The following is a 22,302-nucleotide window of genomic DNA, read 5'->3' as shown; positions in this document are numbered from 1 at the left end:
GACAAACGTTGTAAATGATCCCAATCAGCAAAAAGAACTGTGCAAATTGCCGCTTTTCCGATATTGTATATTTTAATGATTTATCCGTTTCATGCGTGTTCATTATGCAAGGGAGTGATTATAACTATGAGTCATATCGATACAAACCATGACGGCGCTGTTCAGGCTCCGTTTGAACCCTTATTGTCGCTGCGCTGGGAAAGCGACAAATTACTGATGCTCGATCAGCGTCTGCTGCCGGATGAGATTGTAATGTTAGAGCTGTTCACAGCGGATCAAGTATTCGAAGGCATTCAATCCATGAAAGTACGCGGTGCACCCGCAATCGGTATTTCCGCTGCATATGGCGTCGTATTGGGCACTCGTGAATATGAAGGCGAAGATGCGGCAGTCTGGCTGAAACAAGTGTTAAAAACAGCTGCTCATCTGGCAGAATCGCGTCCAACTGCGGTCAATCTGTTCTGGGCGCTGGATCGTATGAACAAGCGTGCTCATCAGCTCGCTGAACAGGATCATGATACAGCAGCTCGCAATCGCGAATTGGAACATGAAGCGATCGCGATTCATGCAGAAGATGAAGAAGTATGCCGCATGATCGGCGTACACGCACTGCCTCTATTCCAAGATGGCATGGGCGTGCTTACACATTGTAATGCTGGCGGTCTGGCAACAGCCAAATACGGTACGGCGCTCGCACCGATGTATCTGGCACAGGAGCAGGGCATTCAGCTCAAAGTGTACGCGGATGAGACGCGTCCGGTGCTGCAAGGTGCTCGTCTGACGGCATTTGAATTACAGCAAGCAGGCATTGACGTTACTCTGCTGTGTGACAATATGGCAGGCATGGTAATGGCGAGAGGCTGGATCCAAGCTGTAATCGTCGGTGCGGATCGTGTAGCTGCTAATGGCGATGTTGCTAACAAAATCGGTACGTATAGTGTAGCTGTACTGGCAAAAGCGCATAATATTCCATTCTATGTCGCTTGCCCGTTATCGACGATTGATCTGGCGACTACTACTGGAGCTGAGATTCCGATTGAGGAGCGCTCCGCTGCTGAAGTTACAGAAAGCTTTGGTAAGCGTACCGCTCCACAGGATATCAAAGTATTCAATCCGGCGTTTGATGTAACACCGAATGAATATGTGACGGCGATCATTACGGAAAAAGGAATTGTGTATCCGTCTTATCAGGAAGAACTGCCTAAACTATTCAGTAACTAAAGTATTAAAAAGAGTACATTTACTCGTTTTTTGTCATCTTTTATATAGTTCTAAAGTACCAATTTAACCGAAATGTATATCGTTTCGGTTTTTTGGTGTATGTGTATATATTTTATAGTTGTTACTTGCCAATAAGGTTAAAATTTACGTGCTGTAATCCGATAATAGTAAAAAACCGTATTATGTGTACAAGAATTTTTAATTTTAAGGTATACTGTTAAAATGTACCTATAGACTGTATCCTAAGACCTATGAAATTTGACGAAAAAATGGTATAGTTTATTGACAAGTTGTTACACGGTTAGACCAATCCGATATAGTAAGCGAGATGGGGAAATGATGAACAAACAGCAGACTAATGATGCTACCGAATTTTTATTTAATGTAGACCTCATGATTACCGGAACAAGCAATGCGGTCGCCCTTCAAAAGCTGCTGGATATCCTGAACAGTCAGGCAGAACTTGCAGATTTTCGCATTGTAAACGGTATTAAACTTGGTGCGAAAATTGAAAAAGCTGTTGCCGCCGCAGGTAACAATCAGACGCCCGTGGACTTAAAATCGCAATCCGACAGCAAAAAAGCACCATCCAAGCCAGCCGCACAACCAGAGCAGACAAAGGCTGCTGCTCAGTTGCATGAGAAGATTGAAAATGATATGGGAAATTGGCTGTCCCTCTACATTCAAGGCAACCAGTTGATTCGCTTAACTCTCAATCGCCGCGGAGAACGTGTTTCTATTCCGTGCCGTATTTTGAAATACGATAACGAGGATCAAACGATCAGCGTCTATCATGTAGACGAGAAGCAGGTATACACGTTCAAACTTAACGAAATCGATGATTTCCAGCACGCTTGAGTATGGAGCATTCAATAAGATGATGTAGGATTCAATGATAAAACGCCGACTGATTGAGTTCAGTCGGCGTTTTTGCGTGTTGCGAACGGATCATGTTGATGATCGTTCACGTATGAAATGGATATTCTCGCTGTATCAGACTCTTTTGCCAGAGCGCGCTGCGGCGATTGCCAGCAAAATCCAGCCAGCGATAAAGCAGACACCGCCAATCGGTGTGATCGCGCCCAATATTTTGACGCCCGTTATGCACAGTACGTACAAACTGCCGGAGAAAAAGACGATGCCGATCACGAACAACATTGCTGACCAGCGTAATAATCGGCTTTCGCCTAGTTGACCTGCTAACAATGCTACTAGCAGAACAGCAAGTGTATGCACAAAATGATATTCCACGCCTGTTTTGAATGTTTCGATTCGCGCTCCGATAATAGGCTCCAATATATGGGAACCAAATGCGCCGAAGATGACGCCGATCATGCCGAGAATCGAAGCGATGATAATGTAAGTACGCTGCATGATATGCCTCCTATATCCGTAAAATCCTTTGAATTTCATCTATTTTATTATAGCGTATCGATTCCTATTGCTGTGTAGCGCAATTGTGAGCAATTGATGAAGGCGTATCGCTGATCAGGCTGAATGCTGATCCACTCATATCAATCATTTCATTCGCCTGTTCTTGGATCACAGGAGACGCTATGTATGTTGGTGAACAGCAAGTCATGGTATAATAACGCCATCCGTGTTACTTTATATATTCGTGTACGAGAAACAATAGACAGGAGACTTTTATGACTTCGATTCGCATTTTTGCAGATAGTACGTGTGATCTGCCTTCTGCCTGGCTTCAAGAACATCAGGTCGGCATCGTGCCGCTGTATGTAACGTTCGGTCAGGATGTCTATCGCGATGGTGTTGATATAACACCGGGTCAGCTGTACGAGCGCGTAAGCCGCGACGGTCAGCTCCCCAAGACATCTGCCCCTTCCCCATCTGATTTTCTACAGGCGTTTACCCCGGTGGTGGACGAAGGACATTCCATTATTTATATTAGCCTTTCCTCGGCGCTGTCTTCTACATATGCCAATGCTGTGATCGCTGCCGAAGAATTGCCTGCTGGTCGCGTGACCGTGATCGATTCGCTTAATCTGTCCAGCTCAATCGGTTTGCTAGTGATGAAGGCAGTTCAGGCAGCAGCGGCTGGCAATCATGTGCCTGCCATTGTATCTATGATTGAGTCGGTGCGCGGCAAAATCGAGACCGAATTTGCCATTGATTCACTGGAATATCTGTATAAAGGTGGACGCTGCTCAGGTATGCAAAATCTGATCGGCAGTCTGCTCAAGATTCGACCAGTAATCAAGGTCACACCGGAAGGCTCGCTGACACCAGCATACAAAGTTCGTGGTAAACGCGACAAGGCGATGGAACAGCTGCTGCGTAATGCGCTAGACAATAAGCATCGGCTGGACAAGGATGTGATCTTCGTCGTACATTCACTAGCAGAGGAAGAAGCGCTGCATATGCAGGCGGTATTGCGCGAGCAGACGGATGTCCAGCAGGTAATCATTACTGAAGCAGGCTGTGTCATTTCCAGTCATTGCGGACCGCAGACGATTGCGCTGATGTACGCGACATTGTAAGTACGTTACACTTGGCGATCAGGAATGGATAGATATTAGGATACGCTTGTTACTTGTATTGCATGATGTTCCGTTCTGCATGTTCTATGAAGGACGATAAAAAAGCACAAAGAAAGCCGTATTCCCGTGGGACTGATCCCATACTGTGGAATATGGCTTTCTCTGTGTTTCTAAATGTACAGCGTACATTCAGGCTGATGCATGAACTGGAGTTAGATTCGGATGGCTATAGAGAGATGGCTTTCAAATATACGTGTATACGTGAATTTTAAATTTTAGATATTGCACAGTTTGGATCGTTCGCAGCCATGCTTCCCCTTTTACTGTTATCCATTTCCAGCTATTCTACGTGCTGTTCTGCCAATTGCAATGGAATTGTAAAATAGAACGTTGATCCGCTATGCTCCCGGCTCTCTACTCCGATTGTTCCGTTCATCAGCTCAATCAGATTTTTACTAATAAACAAGCCCAAGCCTGTGCCCCCATAATGACGGTTCATCACCTGATGCACTTGCGAGAACGAATGGAATAGCTCGTTCAACCGATTCGCCGGAATGCCAATACCAGTATCCACAATGCGGAATTCAACTAGCATCCCATGTTCACGAGACAGATGAGACAGCTCGACGGCAATCTGTACACTGCCCTGATCGGTAAATTTGACCGCATTGCCGACTATATTCACCAACACCTGGCGCAGACGGACGATATCGCCTTTTGCCAGTCGCGGTACTTCCTGCGCGATGGATAGATACAGCTGGATGTTCTTATCTGCCGCTACAGGCATAAATAGCTGATAAACGGTATCCATCAGTTCATGCAGATCGAAGATTTGCTCATCCAGTGTCAGATGCCCATTTTCCAGTCGATGCACATCGGTAATATCGTCCATAATCCGCATAAGCTCATGGCTATTTTGCAGTACAATATCCGCATACCAGCGTTGTTCATCGTCTGGCGATGCCTCATGCATCAGCTCGGTCATACCAATGATGGCATTCATCGGGGTACGCAGCTCGTGACTGATCATGGAAATGAATTGCGACTTAGCATAAGCAGCACGTTCTGCCGTTTCTTTTGCCTCCATAATCGCCCGTTCATTCGTCCGGTCGCTGAATACGACAACCGCTCCTACGATGCGCTCCCGGTCAAATAGCGGATTGATGCGATACGAGACGAAGAAACTTGATCCGTCTCGCCGAAAAAAGACTTCCTCTGCTGCATGCCGAGCTTGCCCGTCCGATAGCGTTAGTTGAACCGGATTGTGTTCAGGCGGATACGTTTCCCCATCTACACGTGCATTGATCATAATCTCCTGTAACGGCGAACCGATGAATTCCTCGCGTGGCAATTGCAACATACGCGCAGCAGCTTCATTGATGAAGATTCCTCGACCGCTAAGATCGATACCGAAGATACCTTCTGACACAGAGCTAAGAATCAGATTGTATTCCTCGCTGATCGATTGTATCCGCTCCACATAGCGCTTGCTCTCCGTAATATCCGTAGCAATGCCAAACACACCTGTAATCTGACCACCGACGATGATCGGTACGTTAGTAATGTTCACTTCCATACGAGCGCCGCCGGACTGGATTAACGTAGTTTCGTAATTTTGCGGTAAACCGAGTCGGGCTTTGTTAAAATGCTCCTGCGCCTCATGCACATCTTCTTTGTCGATCAAATCGGTAAAATACACATGTTCTACCTTGCCGCTGACATAACCGCTCTGAATCTCCGCAACCGGATTCAGATTGAATAGACGTCCTTCCGTATCAAATGAATACACACCGGACGGATTATACTCTACTAGCGATTTGTATCGTTGTTCGCTCTCCATTAGTCGTTGCTCGGCAAATTTGCGATCTGACACATCCCGCGATACCGCTACAATCGTTCCACCTGTCGGCGACATCGTATCAGGGGCAAATGTGCCACTCGTTTCCAACCAGACATAATGACCATCCTTATGCCGGAATCGGTAGCAGACTGTATGCTGCTCCTGCGCATACAGAATCGATTGTACGTAGATCTGTACGACAGCATGATCTTCTGGATGATGATACTCGATAGCCTGCTGTCCTAGTATCTCGTCCGGCTCATAACCAAGCAGACGTGTAAGCGACGGCGAGGCATACAGGAAGCTCAAGTGATCGTCTGCTGTGTGGGTGGAGATCAGATCCATCGTATGCTCGGACAACATTCGATATTGCCGTTCACTTTCCCGAATCAGATCCTCCATCAGCCGCTGCTCGGTAATATCCTGGATCGTACCGACCATCCGTCGTTCGTTACTTTCATCTGGACGAACGAGTTGTCCTCGGATCGCAATCGTTTTGACATCATGTGTCGGCTCGCTCAATCGACATTCGAGATGGATCGTTTCTTTTGCCAGTACTTGGCGAAATGCTTCTCGAACGGCACTGCGATCATCCGGGTGAATTCGCGCGAGAAAGCGGCGATACAGCAATGTCGGTGATTCCTGCTCCATATGCATAATGTCAAAAAAGCGCGGCGTACAAACCAGCTCCCGAGTTTGCAAATTCCAGTCCCAACAGCCGAATCCGCCGATATCCTGTGCCAGATTCAGCCGCTGCTCACTCTGACGCAGCTGCTCCGCCGCCTGCTTGCGCGATGTGATATCTTTGGCAGCGCCGAAGATGCCCACGATCCGATCTTCTTTTACAACCGGTGCGTACGTCACATCCAGATATACTAGATGCCCTTGCTTATGAAAAATATTCGTCTCAAACTGTACCGATTGCCCCTGCATCACCTGTTGAAAATAAGGTGACCGAAAATGCAAACGCTGCTCGCCGAAAATCTGCCGCTTGTCGATTGTCAGCAAATCCTCAGGCGAATAGCCCGTCATACGCAGCACAGCCGGATTTGTATACAAATAATTGCCTTCCTTGTCCATCACATAAATCGCGTCGGGGTGATGCTCAAACAACGGACGGTAGACACCGCCCTCCCCGGCAACCAGATGATGAAGAATCTCGTTATCATGATTGTCCAATGTCCCCATCCCCCTTTATGTAACGCTTGAGCATCGACACCCGGAACGGTGTCCATATTGTGTGTTCATCCGACCTGTAACAGCGGTGATTGTGCATTGCTGCATGCCGTCTGCCTCAGGAGCCTTTCAAATGACGGGCAAAGAAGCGGCTAACTGCTTCCAGCACATCCATACGTGTCATCAGACCGGAAGACGAATGTTTGAGACCTTCTAGCACGTACATATTCACACGACTACCCGCTTCATGCAGTGCATCGTATAACAGCTGACTCTGGCGCAGTGGCACCATTTCATCCGCATCGCCGTGCATGATCAGAAATGGCGGCAATACCGTTCCTTGCTCGGCTGCCGTACGAATATGGGTCACTGGGTTGGATAAAGCGGCATTGGCGCCCTTTTCTCGCATCGGGCCACCCACTAGCAGCGAAATGACGGGTAGCGCATATTCATGATCAAAATCAACCTGTACATCAATCGGACCGCAAAAGTCGACTACAGCCGTCACGTTACTGGAATAGCCAGGCCATTGTCCGCGCTCATCCCATTCTGGCTGATGACCGGTAACAGCTGCGAGTGAAGCCAGATGCCCGCCAGCGGAATGCCCCCATACGCCGACATGCTCGGCATCAATGCCGTATTCATCTGCATGTGCTTTGAGGAAACGAATTGCGGTTTTCACATCTTCCAGCTGCGCTGGGAACGGTGCGCGGTTTACGGTACGGTACTGAATACAAGCAATCACATAGCCTTGACGTGCGAGTTCGGACATGACCGGTACATGTTTATAATGATCGGCATCCAGCCAAGAGCCGCCAACGATCCAGACGATCAATGGCAATGGAATATGGGATTCTGGACGCAAAATATTCATTTTCAATGTGGTTCCATTCGGAAAACGGGCAAATTGAATGTCGGGAATCATCTGTACGAAATACGTATCTTCACTTTGATAAGGTAAATGTTTTATTTCTGACAACGGTCTTCCTCCTGTAGTTCAATCTGAGCCACCTGATGAGCAGGCGAGCTGTTTGCTGTGAATGTGTTCATTATATCAGCTTCAAGGTGCATTGTATGTCCTGTCTGTGTAAAGGAAGCTTTCCAGCAAAAACTTCCTCTTCTGTCATATTGACGTGCCTGTCATTATTCGTCAATATATGGGTATACATTCCAAGGCTGTCTACGGACAAGCCAGACGATAAGCGAGGATACAGGCTTGGTTACTATTACTGGTGTACATCTGCCCGAGCTATTGCCGGACGATGTCATGACGCGTATGCGTTCTGCGGTATCTGCGGAACGACGGGATGCGTCATTACGGTTTCAACGCCAGCAGGATGCTCAGCGCAGTCTTGTTGGAGAACTGCTGCTATTGCATATTTTGCGGGAGCGGTATCAATTGGCTGCCGATACGCTGGATATGGGCAAGAATAGCTATGGCAAACCATTTTTGACACAGCATCCGCATGTTCATTTTAATCTATCTCATGCCGGGGATTGGATCATCTGTGCGGACGATTCTGCCCCAGTCGGTGTCGATATTGAAAAGGTGCGTCCGATCGACTTTGCGATTGCAGAGCGATTTTTCACCTCATCCGAATACAAGCTGCTGTTAGATGCACCGGAACAGAAGCGACTTCAATTATTTTACACGCTGTGGACATTGAAGGAAAGTTATATCAAATTTGTCGGAAAAGGGTTATCGATTCCACTTGATTCCTTTGCCGTTCAATTGGTGGATGAGCATACTGCGCGGCTGACTGCACCCAATCCGAAAGAAGATTCTTCCGGCGGCTGGGACGACCATCGCAGCCAGAGCTGCTTTTTCCGTAAGATCAATATGGACGGGCATTACCAGTTAGCGGTATGCGCCACTCGTCCAATCGGTCCGCGTCCCTTATTGATGCTGGACTGGAGCGAGTTGCTGCCACCGGAATATTTTATGTAAATCGTTGGAATGAACGCAACAAAAGGTCATATCTTCATTGCAACGCAAAAAACCGCCTGCTGGTTTCGCGACCGGCTGGCGGTTTTGTTATGTTGGCTCGGCGAGCACTGTTTTTAAAATAAAGCCATATGGGTACGAGCACTTTGATATAGTGTGGATAGCGCACGAATACGATCCGCTGCTTCGTCCAACTGCTCATTGGGCTGTCCCGGCTGATGCTGCTGCACATCACGAACAAATGTATGCAGTTGATTGACATAATAATTGGCTGGCTCGAACATACGCTGTTGTACTTCTGTGTCGCCACCATTGCGGCGTATAGGTACGATTTTGAATTTTAATTTGTAAAAGCCTAGATTGCAGCGGAAGAAATCGTTGATCGTCACAGTCGCCTGTTCAAAATGCAGTACATGCCGACACGCATACGGCTGTTCAAAGGATAGCAATGCCTCCGCCTTCACTCCATCCCGTAGCGTCGCCTGCGCCTGAAACGTCCAATCGCAACCATTCGGTCCATCAAACTGTGAGCGTCCTTCCAGCTCTGTCTGATCCAGTCTTGTAAACAGCTGCAAAAATTGTAGCCAGTAGCAGCCCAGATCCCATAGACAACCACCGCCCTGCTCTGGATCACTACGATAATTATGCTGATGATCATCACGCGCCGGAATCGCCAACCGTGTCTCGGTACGCAGCAATGCGCCAAATTCGCCGGAAAAGATCAATTGCCGCAATGCCTGCTGCCATGGATGATGGGACACCATCATCGCTTCTGCCAGATGCACGCCATATTGCTCTGCCGCCGCACTCAGTACTGGCAATTGTGCCGCATCCAGACAGATCGGTTTCTCTACCAGCACATGCTTGCGCGCGCGTAGCGCCTTTTCAATCCAACTGGCGTGTAATTGATTGCTCAGACCGATATAGACGGCATCCAGCTCCGGGTTATCCAGCAGATCATCCAGCGTATGGTGAATGATCGGGATACCGTACTGCTTGCCCATCTGCTGGGCTTTGAACAAGGTACGGTTGGCAGCGGCTGTCACTTCCAGATTCGGCACATGCACTGCCGGTTCCAATACAGCGCGCGGCACGATGCCAGAACAGCCGAGAATGCCCAAACGCACCGTATGCATTGGTGAGACCAATCCTGGTGCCTGTCTCGACAACGGCAGATCGCGAACTGGCAATGGAATCACATTGTCAGGTATGGGTTGTTCTTTCAATGGCGTTCCTCCTCTGTCAGCGTCAGCAGCTGGTCGTCACCTGCCGATGGTTGTGAATCCAAACCCCAACGTGCAGACAATTGTTCCGTATATGATGATAGTGACTGCCGATCCTGAAGCAGCCGATTATGCATCTGCTCCAAAATATCAGTGCCACCGCCATATTCACTCATCCATGTGTCATAGCTCAGCCCGTATCCGTAATGCTGCCATAGCTGCGCATTGTTCTGCTCATGCTCACCAAACGGCTCCAAGAAAATAATCGGCGTACCAGAGGCAAACGAATCGGCAAGCGTACCGCCACCAGGCTTGCTCACGATAGCACATACCCGGCGCTCAATCTCGCATAGCAGATGATAATCTTCATGTAGACGATACGACTCCTGCTCGCCATTACGAACTTCGGCAAATGGTGGAAATGTATGCTTGCCCTGTTCATTTTGTTGCCATGTACGCCATGACGGATCCATCCGATAATAGCGTTGTCCAGCATTCGTTGCACCCGGCTCATCGCCCTCGTACAGTACGATATCCAATCCGTATCCGGCATGATTCAGCGCTTGCAGATGCTCGCGATATGTACCCATCCCCCAGCCGCCGCCATGAACGAGCAGTCGACGCTCTCGCTGCTCATACGGAACAACAGGATCAGAACCCACGATATCGATATACGTATACATCGGTTCATGCTGTCGTCCGAACAGCCATACTTCCCGATAGTCATCACTTAGCGTACCCAGTCGCTTTTTCAGATGTTTCCAGGAAGGCGAATCAGACGCATCCAGATACAATAGATCCACTTCCAGCTCACTGTCCATCTGCTCCCGGTACATTTCCAGCAAATATACCCAGTGACCGGATAAACATACAAAATGTCGCCGTCCCTCCGCTTTCCATTGATTCAGCAAAGCATGCACCTGCTGCTCATCCATGCTCTTGCGAATATCCTGCGGAATACGCTGGGACATAAGCGCCACCGAGAAGTCTTCATGATACGCCCTGCGGCTATGATCGACCTTGCCGCGCTGCTCCGGGTTCATTACATTTTCAAATACAAGCACTTCTGCCGGTATGCCCAGCCGCCGCAAGCCTGCCTCCACCAGTAGCCCCGGCGTATAGAAGCCTAGTCCGAAGCCTGAACATAATATGGTTACGGTCATATGACATCCTCCCTTTTCGTCTCAGGTATCCAGATGCAAATAAGCAATACCATGATGCGTTTGCGTGCAGGCAGACACTTCAATTCAAAATATGCAGACCGCTACGTTCCAGCAGGTGCTCCAGTCGAGACAATAACTCATGCTTGCCCGGTTCGTCAGCGGCAACAGCGGACAGATACAAGCGTCCTTTGCGCTTTTTGCCGGTTGGAATATCGGCATGATTGACCGATAAGGCGGCGGAAGTGAGCGGCATGATGCCAGTCTCGCGATGCGGCAGGAACAGCAGCCCTTCACGTTCCAGCTCCAGCAGCAGTTGTTCATGATCAAAGCTGCCATCATGCGACACCGTATAATTGGTCATATTGCCGAACAGATTGTATTTACGTAAATAACGGTCAATGCTGTTCTTGATCAGACTCATCGATTTGCGGGCATTAATCTCTACCAGCGGCTCGATGCTGCCATCTTCCAATGTCATCGAATCGATACATACATGTCCAAAATACCCATCTCGGTACAGCTGCCGCCCAATATCCATCATAATGTCAAAATACGCCGCCTGCTCCAGCCGATCCATAAACTGAATGTCCGGCGAGAGCGATTCCCGATAAGCGAATTGCGAATTCGCCAGCCATTGCACCGACAAAATATCCATATCACCCTGCTCGGTAATATGAAATTGACATGAGAAGTCGCGCTCTTTGTGCTGAAAACGTTCTAGCACAAACTGCACATTGCGCCCCTTCTCCTCTTGCTTGCGAATGCTGGACAGAATGCGCGTCAGCATCGACGGCGTTTCGATATGCAGATTGCCTTTGCCAGATACACCATAATTATCTTTGATCAAAAACGTCCCATCCCGCAGCAGCTCACTGCCGATCACTTCCAGCTCTGCCGCACTCTCCACAAAAAAGCCCGGATGCTTCAAATCCAGATGCTGCTTCATCCATGCGGAATAACGCTTCGTATTCACACGCCGCACGATCTCCAATGACGGATGATTGCTGTAAATGCCAAATTTGCGACTGATCTCGCCAATATAAGGCACCCATGCAAATGGCGAGATCACTGCACCAGACAGAGGTAGCTCATTCTCAATCGGCTGTCCCTGCTCATACAACAATCGGAATACCGATACCGGATGCTGATCGGCAGGACGCGCGCGTGGTGGTAGCTGTCCTGCTGTAACCGCTGCAAGCGGCGAGCCGACAGACTGCTCCAGATTGGCAGTATTCGCAACATAATCAAATCCAAGCGCAGACGTATAATCCAGCTGTGCCGGTGAGGAAGCATACCGAGTTAACAACAGATCACCCGGCTTACAAAAGCAAAACAATAACTCGTCCATCGCGGTCACAATCTTCTCCGCTTCCTTGTCTGGCAATGCTGGCAAAATCGCCAGATTGTTCTCACGCCAGTGCAATTCCGCTTCAAAGGTGCCCATATGTAAAATCGGTGATCTATCAGCATCAGGCATCCATTCACGCATGTCATCCCTTCCTTTCAAGTTATGATGATCCTCATTGCGAATGGTCTATCCGCAGCGGTAAAAAGTGAAACAAAAGATACAGCCTGCCTGCATCCTCTGACTGATATACAATCCGTCAGGGGTGAAGAAGGCATACAGGCTGTCTCGTTCCGTCATCTCGCAGCCTGAAAAGTCACTGCCAGATTGCGAGATAGAGTATGTGTTTTTTTGAATTGGTCGACTCTACATCATGATGTAGGTATGATCGCAGCGTCTTTGCTAGCAGTGACTAATGCTTCCAACTTCAATGCCATCGTTTCCAGCAATTCTGTATTGCTGTCCATATACGCATCTAGCTTGCTACGATCACGTCGTGCACCCATTTTGTACAATTTCATCAATTGGCGGCGTGCTTGCTCCTGTACTTGTTGCAGGTCGTTGACCAATTCTGTTGCGTTGTCTCCCAGCAGTGAGCGATACCGTTCAGCAAATTGACTAGTATATCGCAGCAGATGCATCAGACTCTCAATCCGCAGATGATAATAGACAACTCCGCACGTCTCCTCAAATTGCACATCGTCCAGTTCTCGCAAACTTGCCAGTTCCGCATTCAGTTGACCATACGCAGCGATCCCGGTGGTATAGCCGTCACTGTTCAGCCCTCCATTCAAAAACTCCTCAATATGGATGGCAGCAGCAGACAACACCGTTTGTGGCGCAACATCAATGCCTTGCTCGCTCTGTAAATACCCGTACTCGATTACGCCTTCCAGCAATTCATGCAGTGGAATCGTGCCATTGTATCCTAACACCTGCCCCGCCTGATCCAGCAGGAAATGGTCGGCAATATGCGCGATATTGTCAGATGGCTGTAATCCGTACAGCTGAATAATATGCCCTTTGCCGGGGCTTTCCGTAAACAGCTGGTTATAGACCAGATTGGCAGTTTCCACATGCAATAGCAGCGTTTTGCCAGAAGATAATACGTCATACCATTCGCGTAAAATCTCCGCCTGATCGCGCTGCTCTGGCTCAACCGATGTATAAGAAATGCCGATACCTGTATGCTCACTCCACTCCTGCAACATCTCCACAATCGGACGCAATCCAAATGTATCGTACTGGCTACCACCCCGATAGCGTAAAGATGGACCATTACACAGGAAATAAATATCGGTTTCTTCCAGCTGCGATCCTTGCTGATTCAGCATCGCCCGCATCGCTCCATAGAAGCAATGATTGATCACAAAATGACCATCCACTACATTCAGCAAATCTGCAACGACAAGCTGTCCATTGGCAGGCAACGGCACCGACCGGATCAGCTCTGCGACTTCCTCATCGTTCACACCGAGCACGTCAATGCTGAGCGGCACCAGCGTTTTGTGGTCTGTACTCATCCTTATTCCTCCTGTACGGATCAGATATAGTTGAGCGACTGCAATCCGCTAGCTCCGTGCAGGTAGAGGACGCTGCATTTGGAACAAGCCGGTGTTAACCCGCCTTCGTTGATCGTCTGGCGAATCTGTGCGTATTCCTCGGAATCCCAGATTTCCTTGAGACTTTTATTTTTCAAATTACCTACCGTGAATTCAGCGAAAAATTTGCATGGCATCACGCTACCATCTGGAATAATGTCAGTACGCGACGTGAGTGCCAGACAGTTGTTGGAGCAGCGACTGGTCATCTCATCGCCATGGATAAATTTATCGATCTCATCATAATCAAGACCCGGCTGATAGCGAACGCGGATTTTCCAGACACGATCATTGATCTTGTTCAGATCGTCCATAAGCGCTTCCATTTTGTTCGGATTGATTTTGTATTTAAATGCATGCCAGCTACTAATATGACGTTCATCCAGCTGACGCAGCCAGCTAAAACGATCGGCAAAATAGCGATCCATCTTGAGCGATGTTTCCCGGGAAATATACCATGGGAAGCATAGCATCACGAGATCAAGCTTTTTCGATTCAAAAAATTCCAGCAACTCGCTCATACGACCGATCATATTGTCGTTGATAACGGCATGCACGGAAATGCGACCTTTATACAATCCTTGTTCACGCAGCTCTACCAGACGATCAATCTCAGCCATCGTCTTTTTGAAGGTGCCTTTGCCACGAATCAGATCATGCTCAGCCTCGAATCCTTCGACTGCAATTAATAGCTCCAGATTTTCCGACAAATCCAGAATCTGATCCAGATGCTTGTTGATCAGCAATCCGTTCGTACAGATCGTCATCTCACGGCGATCATTCTGGATATGTCCCATGATCTCGCTGAATTGACGGTGAAACATCGGTTCGCCGCCCCATAGATACAGGCGCGACTTGACCTCCCGCGTATCATCCAGCAATTGCTTGAAAATAGCAGGATCAAGATCCATATTTTGCTCGGCTTTCTCCATGTTGTGATGGTAGCCGTCTTCATTCCACTGGAAACAGTGGGTACATCGCAGATTACAGCGGTTCGTCAGCTTGATGCCGAGCGATTGCGGTAACTCTGTCCGGTAAGTAGGGTCTTTGATTTTGTTACGGTAGGATACAGTGGCATTGCGCACGGTTCGTTTAATTAATTTAAAGGCTTCGCGATCTATCGTTACTTCACTTCTTGGCTGCACACAGAACACCTCTTTCATCAAAATGGCGAAGATGATTTTCCTGTTGTGTCGTCGCAAAAGACAGCAGACGGCGAGCAGCATCTAACGGCATGTTATATGTCATACCGTGATCCTGTGCGTCATGCGGACCCTGTCTGTTGTACCTTGCCAAGCCCCATCTTTACATCATTATGTAAAAGATCAGGCTTCTAGTGATTCTACGCTTTCCCCGGCATGCAAATGATTGACAAAATCGCAAAATTTCGCAATCGAGCCTAGGTGATCCATATCAAATTCCTCAAAATCAATTTCTACGTCAAATTCGTCTTCAATACGCAAAATAAAATGAATAAGCTGGAGGGAGTCCAAACCGGCATCATGAATAATGTCCGAGTCCGGACCAAGAGTGGTCAAACAGGCGGGATCGTCCTTCACATCGCTGATCATCTGAATCATTTGCTCAACAGAAACACTGGATTGCTGCATTCCAATTCCTCCTTTGAATGTGGTCAATCAGATGAATAATAATGGCATAAAAATACATATACTGGAACATCGGTGAATCTATATTCCATATTGTTGCAGTCTGTCATTTTAGTCAATCCTCTGCATGAGAAACCGGGCAAAAGACCCATCTTGTGGATAAAAAGGAGAAAACAAACAAAACCAACACCTTCTTTCTGCGAATACGAAAGAAAAATGTTGGTTTTGAGGATGTGCTCTCACGCTTTAAAACCAAATCCATTCCAAGATCAGCTTAGTTGCTGTACTGGCGTGTCGAACACAGACAATATTATCACATTTACTGGAATTAGAAGAAATTTTGTACATTTCAATCCCGATATGATTTATGCCATATGAGGCTGGGTAGATACAGTATCACCTTGACTCAGGGAGCGGTTGAGTAGCTGAATCAGATGCTGTAATTGATCAAAGCTGTTCGCGATAGAATCGACTCGTTCGGTTTGTAGATGCAGACTGGAATTAATCTGTTCAATTGAGCTGCTGGACTGTTCGGTAACAGCGGAAATGCTGCCAATTTCCATAACGGAATGTTTGAGCGCTTCGATCAGTTCCGCAATTTTACGACTAATATCAGCAGAGTGACTGGATACCATCACCGTTTCGTCGAGAATACGGCCAAACAGTTTGCCTGTCTCACCAGCAGCCTCTTGGATTCCGCCAATCACTTCGCGCCCTTCGGTAATTCCACTACCGACCACTTCCAGTTGTTGATTCACTCGATTCAAGATTTCACTAATATTCAGAGTCGCCTGCTGGGAGTCGTTCGCCAGATTGCGAATCTCGGATGCAACAACGGCAAATCCGCGTCCATGCTCTCCTGCGCGTGCTGCTTCGATTCCCGCATTGAATGATAGCATATTCGTCTGCCGTGCAATGCCCTCAATCGATTCCAATACGGTAAAGATATCGGCAGCGTATTCGCGGAATTGATCCATCGCAGTATGCGTATTATCCATAACGGTTGCCACAGTACCGACACTACCATGCAGACGCTGCACATGCTCGCCACCAGAACGGGTTAAAACGGCTGCCTTTTCCGCCAGTCGATTCATCTGGACAGCAGCTTCGTCAATATCATGAATAAATGATTCGGAATGCTGGATCGACTCATTCACCTCGTTAATACTTACCGCTTGGGAGGACACACCACCAGCAATTTCGCCAAATCCTACATTCAACTCTCGTCCCAGTCGATTCGTATCCTGTACATTTTGCTGTAATCCAAGCCCAAAATCATGTAACCGTTCCGCAGATTGCTCCACTTCGCCGAGCAGCGCATCTAATTGGTCGCGCTGGTTTTGCAGATGCGCAGCCATACGCTGACCTACGATACAGACGGAGATTGCTACCGCGCCAACCATAATCGTCACGAGGAAAACGACGATCTTGTCCATAATACTAGCACTGCTCAAAAATGGATTATATAGTACGTGCACCACTTCAATACCAAGCATGTACACAATACTTAATACAGTCGTTCGGCGATCTAGATACAATAGCGCCAACAGCACATAAATGAAAATAGACGACCACGCCGCTTCTGATGGAATTACCCATAACGAGCAAAATGTGATGAAAAAGGAAAATGCGGTCAGCCAGTGTTTGCCGCTTTTGTATTCATGAAAACGACGATATAACAAAATCAAGATGGGGATAGCGATAATCACGACAGCTTCAATGCCAATCCAGTACATAAGCGGCATAATTCCAAGGATATACATCAGCGCAAAGATGGGAACACAGGAACCAAGCAGCAGCAATAATGTATACAAATGCAGTTTGGCAGCAAGCTTTTCATACGAGTCGGCAAAAACAGGGGGTTGTGTAGGCGCAATGGCTGTATTCATAAATCCTCCTCGATCATCGAAAGTTAAGTTTTTTCGTTTCTTTCTATTTATGTCGTACTTTTGCAACAGGAAGTGTAGATAGCAATCAAACATTTTTAACCGTTTACACATATGGACTGGAGAAATGAACGCCTCTTTCTGCATAATGATGAATATTCTATCGTTTCAAAGTGATCTGTGATTCATCATACGACGTTTGCTCAGTTCAGATCGCAGTGTATAGCAAAAACCCGGTAACTGCCATGAGCGGCAATGACCGGGTAGAGATATACGTGATTGCTTGGAGAGAAATCATAGAATCAGTAGCATTGTACCTTCGTCTATAGCAGCGGGCTGCGGCGAGCAGGCACGACCTGTTCAAAAGCATATGCAATACGAATCAGCTGTGCTTCGCTATATGCAGTCCCCATAAAGCTAACGCCAAACGGCATACCGTCACGGCGATATCCCGCAGGCACCATAATCGCCGGATAGCCGCCAACTGCTGGTGTATCGGTAAATTCAGGTGTGAAAATGGCGTCCAGTCGATGCTGATGCAAGATTGTGTCAATGCCGTCTGCACGCGCAGCTTGCCACTGATCCAGACGAGCGTTGATATAAGCTGGCTCAGTCAATGTGCCAGATGTTTCGTATTCTGCTTTGAGCAAAATGTCCTGTCCATATCGTAATGCTTCCCGATGATGCAGATGATTGAAGTCAATCATTTCCTTTAGCGTACGTACGGTTGCCTGCGCACCCAGACTTGCCAAATATCCATTTAAGGCAGATTTGAATTCATACAACAGCACCGTCATATCACCCTCGGCTACCGTATCTGGCAAATTGGCGCCTTCGATAATGACCGCCCCCGCATGACGCATCGCTTCGATCGATGCCTCCATAATGGCGATCTCCTCTTCATTACATCGGTCCAGATGCGCTCGATTGATCCCAATGCGCACTCCATGCAAACTCGCAGTATGCAAATCTGCTGCATAATCCGGTATATTCGCAGGTGCGGATAGTGTAGTCGTATCCTGCGCATCGCGTCCTGCCAGTACACCTAACAGAATCGCTGCATCCTCTACTGTACGCGCCATCGGTCCCGCCGTATCCTGCGTGTATGTAATCGGAATAATGCCAGTGCGGCTAATCAGTCCCAGCGTTGGCTTGATGCCGACGAGACTATTACTGGCAGATGGACTCAAAATCGAACCAGACGTTTCCGTACCAACCGCAACTGCGCATAGATTCGCAGCTACTGCGACACCGGAACCAGAACTGGAGCCGCCGGTATCCAGCTGCCCGGGACCGTATGGATTCAGCGTTTGTCCACCGCGTGCGCTATAACCATTTTTCATCTGAAACGACATGAAATTCGCCATCTCGGTCAGATTGGTTTTGCCTAAAATAACCGCTCCTGCCTGACGCAATTGCTGTACAAGAAACGCGTCTGTCGGCGCAAACGAATCCGCCAGTGCGAGCGAACCCGCGCTAGTGTGCATATGATCGGATGTGCTGATATTATCCTTGATCAGTACGGGAATGCCGTGCAACGGACCGCGAATATGCCCTGCCGCGCGCTCGCTGTCCAGCTGCATCGCTATAGGAATGGCATCTGGATTCAGCTCGATAACAGAGCGCAGCTGCGGACCTTGCTGATCCAATTGGGCGATGCGGCGCATATATTGAGAGGCGATTGATACCGCCGTTTCCTGTCCTTCTTCCATCAGCTGTTGCAGCTGCGTAATGCTTGCTTCCTGTAACGTAAATTCCATCGCAATCCCAGCCCTTCTGCTTCCATGATTTCCATACCGAAAATAAAGGTTTCCCATACAACTATACTACGAATAACAGCGTATCTTCCAATACGTAAACAGCTCATGTACTAGCAAGTTATCGTCTAGCATACTCGGTTGATAGAATGGAATACAGATAGGAATCGTGAAATTCGCCTTTGTAATACCAATGTTGGCGTAGCACACCCTCGCGTGTCATACCGAGCTTTTGCATCACTTTCTCAGAGGCAGTATTGGCGGGACGGCAGGTCGCATAGATGCGATGTACATTCAGTTTGTCAAAGGCATAACCTAGTAATGCTTGTGCTGCTTCCGTTACATACCCGCTCCCCTGATACTGTGGATGCAGGACATAGCCAATCTCGGCATTGGTAGATTGCAGATGAATGCCGATACCGCCAATCAATGTACGATTACTTTGCAGCTGAATGCCCAGTTCATAATGCTGACGTGGTTGCTCCTGTTGCCAGTCTACCACCTGCTGAATGTACGCCTGCGTATCCGCTTCGGTATTCGGTCCCCATGCCGTATAGGTCGTTACCTCTGGCATGGATGTATACGTATGTATAGCTGTCCAATCATCCGGTACGAGATCGCGTAAGATCAGTCTCTCGGTTTGAAGTTGCATCGTGGTTCCTCCATTCTATGCAGATCGGATTGAGAAAATATCTGTTGTATGTAGATGATAAGAGCTTACTGGCCGTAGAATACATACTAAAATGATTGTATTATACCATTTTCAAATCGTTTCAGGTTGTTTCTATGCTATACGTTTTTCAACCGGTTACTATTCCGTGAACATCAAAAAAACCCGATTCACTGGAATCGGGGGTCTTACATGTGAATCAGGGATTTACATGTAACTCAGTATATGCAACACAGCCAATGATTCGTTATTCATTTAACGCAACCATACGATCGCAAGCAATACAGCAGCGATGAGCAGTACCGCCAGTCCATAATTACTCAATTCATGCAAAAATCCACGAGGATGTAGCAAGCGGCGGCGATGATCGTTGTGCAATTCATTCACATATTCTTCTGAGTGTAATCCGGGGTGCATATTGTTATTATTCATATCGCGATCATTCATACCATTCAGCCTCCCTGCTTATCTATCATAAGTGATGAACATAAGTGATGAACATAAGTGGTGAAGAATACAGCAATGGCGATCCATAGAGTAGTTATCCGTTGTACACCTATACGTAGCAACAAGTATAATCGTTTCAATTTATTTCCATTTTATCAGAACGTAGAGCAAGGTGTCTATTGAGCATTGTATCGATATGCTTCATAGTGCTCATGCTATCGCAGTGCTTGCTCCCGTCCCTGCTCGACGCGCACGAACAATAGCAACCCAATGCCCATAATAAAGAAAAAGAGCAGTGATAAAATGCCATAGCGAGCTGAACCAGTCAGTTGTCCGACTAGTCCGAACAAAAATGGTCCGAAGATCGAAGCAAATTTGCCAGTAACGTTGATCAAGCCAAAATACTCCCCGGTACGCTGCGGTGGAATCAGATCGCTAAACAGCGAACGCGCTAACGCTTGACTGCCACCCTGCACCAATCCAACCAACGCCGCCAACATATAAAAATGCCACGATGTGGTCATAAAGTAACCCAGTACGACAATAAGCAAATACACCGATAACGATATTATCAATAACCGTTTCGCGCCGTATGTAGTACCCAGTCTGCCAAACAGCAATGTACTCGGAAATCCGATGAACTGTGTCATCAGCAGCGCGAGCATCAGATCGGTCGTACCAATGCCAATCGTTGCCCCGTATACCGTCGCCATCAGAATAATCGTATTGATGCCATCATTGAAAAACCAGAATGCTGCCAGCAGCTTGACCAGCTCGGGGTAACGACGAATCCCGCGTAAACTCACCTTGATATTATTCATACCTGCGCGCAGATAAGCCGCCGTACTCATCGTGGGAGCGTTCGTCGAACGCTTCGACCACGCACCGCTCACGCGAAACAATGGGATCGTAAACACTAACCACCAGATCCCTACCGTTACAAAGGAAAGTCGGGTTCCTGCTAACGTATCCTGCAGTCCGAACCAGTGCGGTTGCTGAATCATCAACAGATTGATCGCCAGCAATAGTCCACCGCCAATATAACCATACGCATACCCGCGCGCCGATACCGCTTCTCGCTGTCCACGCGGCACCATATCAGGCAACAACGCATCGTAAAAAGCATTGCTGCCTGCAAACCCAATTGTCGATACAATTAACAAAATCGAAGCAAACAGCCAATCCCCTGTACCGATCGTACTAAAACATATCGTTGCCGTAATGCCCAGTAGCGAGAATACAAACAAAAACCGCCCTTTATTGCCCGCCACATCCGATACTGCACCCAACAATGGCGATAGCAGTGCCACACATAACATACCAATCGAATGCGTATAGCCGAGATACGATGCAGCTGTCGTTTTATCCAGTGTTGAAGCAGCCACTGAGCTGTAAAAGACTGGCATCACCGCTGCCAGTACGGTTGTCGCATACGCTGAATTCGCCCAATCATACATCATCCATGAAGTCGTACTACGTTTGTCTGCATAAGACATTCCCAAAAGTTGCCCCTCCATTTCATTACGCTTGTCGCAAAACCGTCTGTCTCGTCTGTATAGATCTCATATATCTAATGTAGGTTGCTGTAATGATTGTGATGATATGGATAGCTGTCCTGATCTGATTTGTATGTATAAGCTGGTAAGGTAGATGGATATCGATTCCATTGTGGTTGTAGTAACGAATCGGCTGGGTCATGGTCATTCCATTAGGATGAACCCGCTATCGAGCGATCTGGTGATAAAGCTGCTCGGCATGTACAAAGCGAATATCTGCTTTTAACGTATACATCTGCCGTACACATCTGCTTGTATGATCTAGATGTACATCGTTGTGTGCTACACAGGGGTACCGCTTATATTTAACGTGATGATGCGGCTCAAGTCAAATGTAACTTCCCGATTGTAGATGATAGGAGCA

Annotated in this window: 19 protein-coding genes; 5 read left to right on the top strand and 14 right to left on the bottom strand. The window is 47.7% G+C overall.

Features of this window, described 5'->3' with window-relative positions; all coding sequences use genetic code 11:
* Positions 1-126: 126 nt before the first annotated feature.
* Both mtnA and ACE3MZ_RS07300 read left to right on the top strand, forming a co-directional pair.
* Positions 127-1,221 (top strand): S-methyl-5-thioribose-1-phosphate isomerase, encoded by a 1,095-nt coding sequence (gene mtnA / locus ACE3MZ_RS07305; protein WP_411345794.1) that lies wholly within the window; start codon positions 127-129, stop codon positions 1,219-1,221.
* A 336-nt stretch (positions 1,222-1,557) separates the two neighbouring features.
* The gene (locus ACE3MZ_RS07300) at positions 1,558-2,079 is read left to right on the top strand and encodes a hypothetical protein (protein ID WP_411345793.1); all 522 of its coding nucleotides are present in this window, start codon (positions 1,558-1,560) and stop codon (positions 2,077-2,079) included.
* 135 nt (positions 2,080-2,214) lie between these two features.
* On the opposite strand, the gene ACE3MZ_RS07295 is transcribed toward ACE3MZ_RS07300, so the two are convergent.
* On the bottom strand, positions 2,215-2,595 hold the full coding sequence (locus tag ACE3MZ_RS07295; protein WP_411345792.1) for a DUF423 domain-containing protein: 381 nt from the start codon (positions 2,593-2,595) through the stop codon (positions 2,215-2,217).
* Between the two features lie 275 nt (positions 2,596-2,870).
* Here ACE3MZ_RS07295 and ACE3MZ_RS07290 point away from each other — a divergent pair, with 275 nt between their 5' ends.
* Entirely contained in the window at positions 2,871-3,722 is an 852-nt protein-coding gene (locus tag ACE3MZ_RS07290) for a DegV family protein (protein WP_411345791.1), read from the top strand.
* A gap of 340 nt (positions 3,723-4,062) precedes the next feature.
* On the opposite strand, the gene ACE3MZ_RS07285 is transcribed toward ACE3MZ_RS07290, so the two are convergent.
* Both ACE3MZ_RS07285 and ACE3MZ_RS07280 read right to left on the bottom strand, forming a co-directional pair.
* Positions 4,063-6,741, bottom strand: coding sequence for a PAS domain S-box protein (locus ACE3MZ_RS07285; RefSeq protein WP_411345790.1), 2,679 nt, complete (start codon positions 6,739-6,741; stop codon positions 4,063-4,065).
* A gap of 115 nt (positions 6,742-6,856) precedes the next feature.
* Complete coding sequence (locus tag ACE3MZ_RS07280; protein WP_411345789.1) at positions 6,857-7,717, bottom strand: alpha/beta hydrolase fold domain-containing protein; 861 nt, start codon at positions 7,715-7,717, stop codon at positions 6,857-6,859.
* A 237-nt stretch (positions 7,718-7,954) separates the two neighbouring features.
* Here ACE3MZ_RS07280 and ACE3MZ_RS07275 point away from each other — a divergent pair, with 237 nt between their 5' ends.
* Positions 7,955-8,686 (top strand): 4'-phosphopantetheinyl transferase family protein, encoded by a 732-nt coding sequence (locus ACE3MZ_RS07275; RefSeq protein ID WP_411345788.1) that lies wholly within the window; start codon positions 7,955-7,957, stop codon positions 8,684-8,686.
* A gap of 113 nt (positions 8,687-8,799) precedes the next feature.
* On the opposite strand, the gene ACE3MZ_RS07270 is transcribed toward ACE3MZ_RS07275, so the two are convergent.
* From ACE3MZ_RS07270 to ACE3MZ_RS07220, 11 genes are all read right to left on the bottom strand, one after another.
* Positions 8,800-9,909 carry a Gfo/Idh/MocA family protein gene (locus tag ACE3MZ_RS07270; protein WP_411345787.1) on the bottom strand — a complete coding sequence of 370 codons (1,110 nt, stop codon included), beginning with the start codon at positions 9,907-9,909 and terminating at the stop codon, positions 8,800-8,802.
* Complete coding sequence (locus ACE3MZ_RS07265; RefSeq protein WP_411345786.1) at positions 9,906-11,069, bottom strand: UDP-glucuronosyltransferase; 1,164 nt, start codon at positions 11,067-11,069, stop codon at positions 9,906-9,908. Before ACE3MZ_RS07265 ends, ACE3MZ_RS07270 begins: the two co-directional genes overlap by 4 nt.
* A gap of 79 nt (positions 11,070-11,148) precedes the next feature.
* The gene (locus ACE3MZ_RS07260) at positions 11,149-12,558 is read right to left on the bottom strand and encodes a hypothetical protein (protein ID WP_411345785.1); all 1,410 of its coding nucleotides are present in this window, start codon (positions 12,556-12,558) and stop codon (positions 11,149-11,151) included.
* Positions 12,559-12,785: 227 nt separating this feature from the next.
* Positions 12,786-13,937 carry a BtrH N-terminal domain-containing protein gene (locus ACE3MZ_RS07255; RefSeq protein WP_411345784.1) on the bottom strand — a complete coding sequence of 384 codons (1,152 nt, stop codon included), beginning with the start codon at positions 13,935-13,937 and terminating at the stop codon, positions 12,786-12,788.
* A 20-nt stretch (positions 13,938-13,957) separates the two neighbouring features.
* Positions 13,958-15,160 (bottom strand): radical SAM protein, encoded by a 1,203-nt coding sequence (locus ACE3MZ_RS07250; protein ID WP_411345783.1) that lies wholly within the window; start codon positions 15,158-15,160, stop codon positions 13,958-13,960.
* 180 nt (positions 15,161-15,340) lie between these two features.
* Positions 15,341-15,625 carry an acyl carrier protein gene (locus ACE3MZ_RS07245; protein WP_411345782.1) on the bottom strand — a complete coding sequence of 95 codons (285 nt, stop codon included), beginning with the start codon at positions 15,623-15,625 and terminating at the stop codon, positions 15,341-15,343.
* A gap of 362 nt (positions 15,626-15,987) precedes the next feature.
* Positions 15,988-17,511, bottom strand: coding sequence for a methyl-accepting chemotaxis protein (locus tag ACE3MZ_RS07240; RefSeq protein WP_411345781.1), 1,524 nt, complete (start codon positions 17,509-17,511; stop codon positions 15,988-15,990).
* Between the two features lie 320 nt (positions 17,512-17,831).
* Positions 17,832-19,325 (bottom strand): amidase, encoded by a 1,494-nt coding sequence (locus ACE3MZ_RS07235; RefSeq protein WP_411345780.1) that lies wholly within the window; start codon positions 19,323-19,325, stop codon positions 17,832-17,834.
* A 61-nt stretch (positions 19,326-19,386) separates the two neighbouring features.
* Positions 19,387-19,917 carry a GNAT family N-acetyltransferase gene (locus tag ACE3MZ_RS07230; RefSeq protein ID WP_411345779.1) on the bottom strand — a complete coding sequence of 177 codons (531 nt, stop codon included), beginning with the start codon at positions 19,915-19,917 and terminating at the stop codon, positions 19,387-19,389.
* 273 nt (positions 19,918-20,190) lie between these two features.
* Positions 20,191-20,382, bottom strand: coding sequence for a hypothetical protein (locus ACE3MZ_RS07225; protein WP_411345778.1), 192 nt, complete (start codon positions 20,380-20,382; stop codon positions 20,191-20,193).
* 215 nt (positions 20,383-20,597) lie between these two features.
* Entirely contained in the window at positions 20,598-21,878 is a 1,281-nt protein-coding gene (locus ACE3MZ_RS07220; RefSeq protein ID WP_411346724.1) for an MFS transporter, read from the bottom strand.
* Between the two features lie 154 nt (positions 21,879-22,032).
* Between ACE3MZ_RS07220 and ACE3MZ_RS07215 the strand changes: the two genes are divergently transcribed.
* A complete protein-coding gene (locus tag ACE3MZ_RS07215) occupies positions 22,033-22,164 on the top strand; it encodes a hypothetical protein (RefSeq protein WP_411345777.1) in 132 nt (43 codons plus the stop codon).
* The last annotated feature ends 138 nt before the right edge of the window (positions 22,165-22,302 follow it).

The organism is Paenibacillus sp. WLX1005 (genome assembly GCF_046603685.1).
Classification (GTDB): Bacteria; Bacillota; Bacilli; order Paenibacillales; family Paenibacillaceae; genus Saccharibacillus.
This window is presented reverse-complemented; position numbering and strand designations above follow the sequence as displayed.

Excerpts from the sequence above, each read along its gene's own strand:
- ACE3MZ_RS07245 (WP_411345782.1), bottom strand. The coding sequence starts at position 15,625 with ATGCAGCAATCCAGTGTTTCTGTTGAGCAAATGATTCAGATGATCAGC.
- ACE3MZ_RS07300 (WP_411345793.1), top strand. The coding sequence starts at position 1,558 with ATGATGAACAAACAGCAGACTAATGATGCTACCGAATTTTTATTTAAT.
- ACE3MZ_RS07220 (WP_411346724.1), bottom strand. The coding sequence starts at position 21,878 with ATGTCTTATGCAGACAAACGTAGTACGACTTCATGGATGATGTATGAT.
- mtnA (WP_411345794.1), top strand. The coding sequence starts at position 127 with ATGAGTCATATCGATACAAACCATGACGGCGCTGTTCAGGCTCCGTTT.
- ACE3MZ_RS07290 (WP_411345791.1), top strand. The coding sequence starts at position 2,871 with ATGACTTCGATTCGCATTTTTGCAGATAGTACGTGTGATCTGCCTTCT.
- ACE3MZ_RS07225 (WP_411345778.1), bottom strand. The coding sequence starts at position 20,382 with ATGAATGATCGCGATATGAATAATAACAATATGCACCCCGGATTACAC.
- ACE3MZ_RS07215 (WP_411345777.1), top strand. The coding sequence starts at position 22,033 with ATGGATATCGATTCCATTGTGGTTGTAGTAACGAATCGGCTGGGTCAT.
- ACE3MZ_RS07240 (WP_411345781.1), bottom strand. The coding sequence starts at position 17,511 with ATGAATACAGCCATTGCGCCTACACAACCCCCTGTTTTTGCCGACTCG.
- ACE3MZ_RS07230 (WP_411345779.1), bottom strand. The coding sequence starts at position 19,917 with ATGCAACTTCAAACCGAGAGACTGATCTTACGCGATCTCGTACCGGAT.
- ACE3MZ_RS07235 (WP_411345780.1), bottom strand. The coding sequence starts at position 19,325 with ATGGGAAACCTTTATTTTCGGTATGGAAATCATGGAAGCAGAAGGGCT.
- ACE3MZ_RS07255 (WP_411345784.1), bottom strand. The coding sequence starts at position 13,937 with ATGAGTACAGACCACAAAACGCTGGTGCCGCTCAGCATTGACGTGCTC.
- ACE3MZ_RS07260 (WP_411345785.1), bottom strand. The coding sequence starts at position 12,558 with ATGCGTGAATGGATGCCTGATGCTGATAGATCACCGATTTTACATATG.
- ACE3MZ_RS07295 (WP_411345792.1), bottom strand. The coding sequence starts at position 2,595 with ATGCAGCGTACTTACATTATCATCGCTTCGATTCTCGGCATGATCGGC.
- ACE3MZ_RS07265 (WP_411345786.1), bottom strand. The coding sequence starts at position 11,069 with ATGACCGTAACCATATTATGTTCAGGCTTCGGACTAGGCTTCTATACG.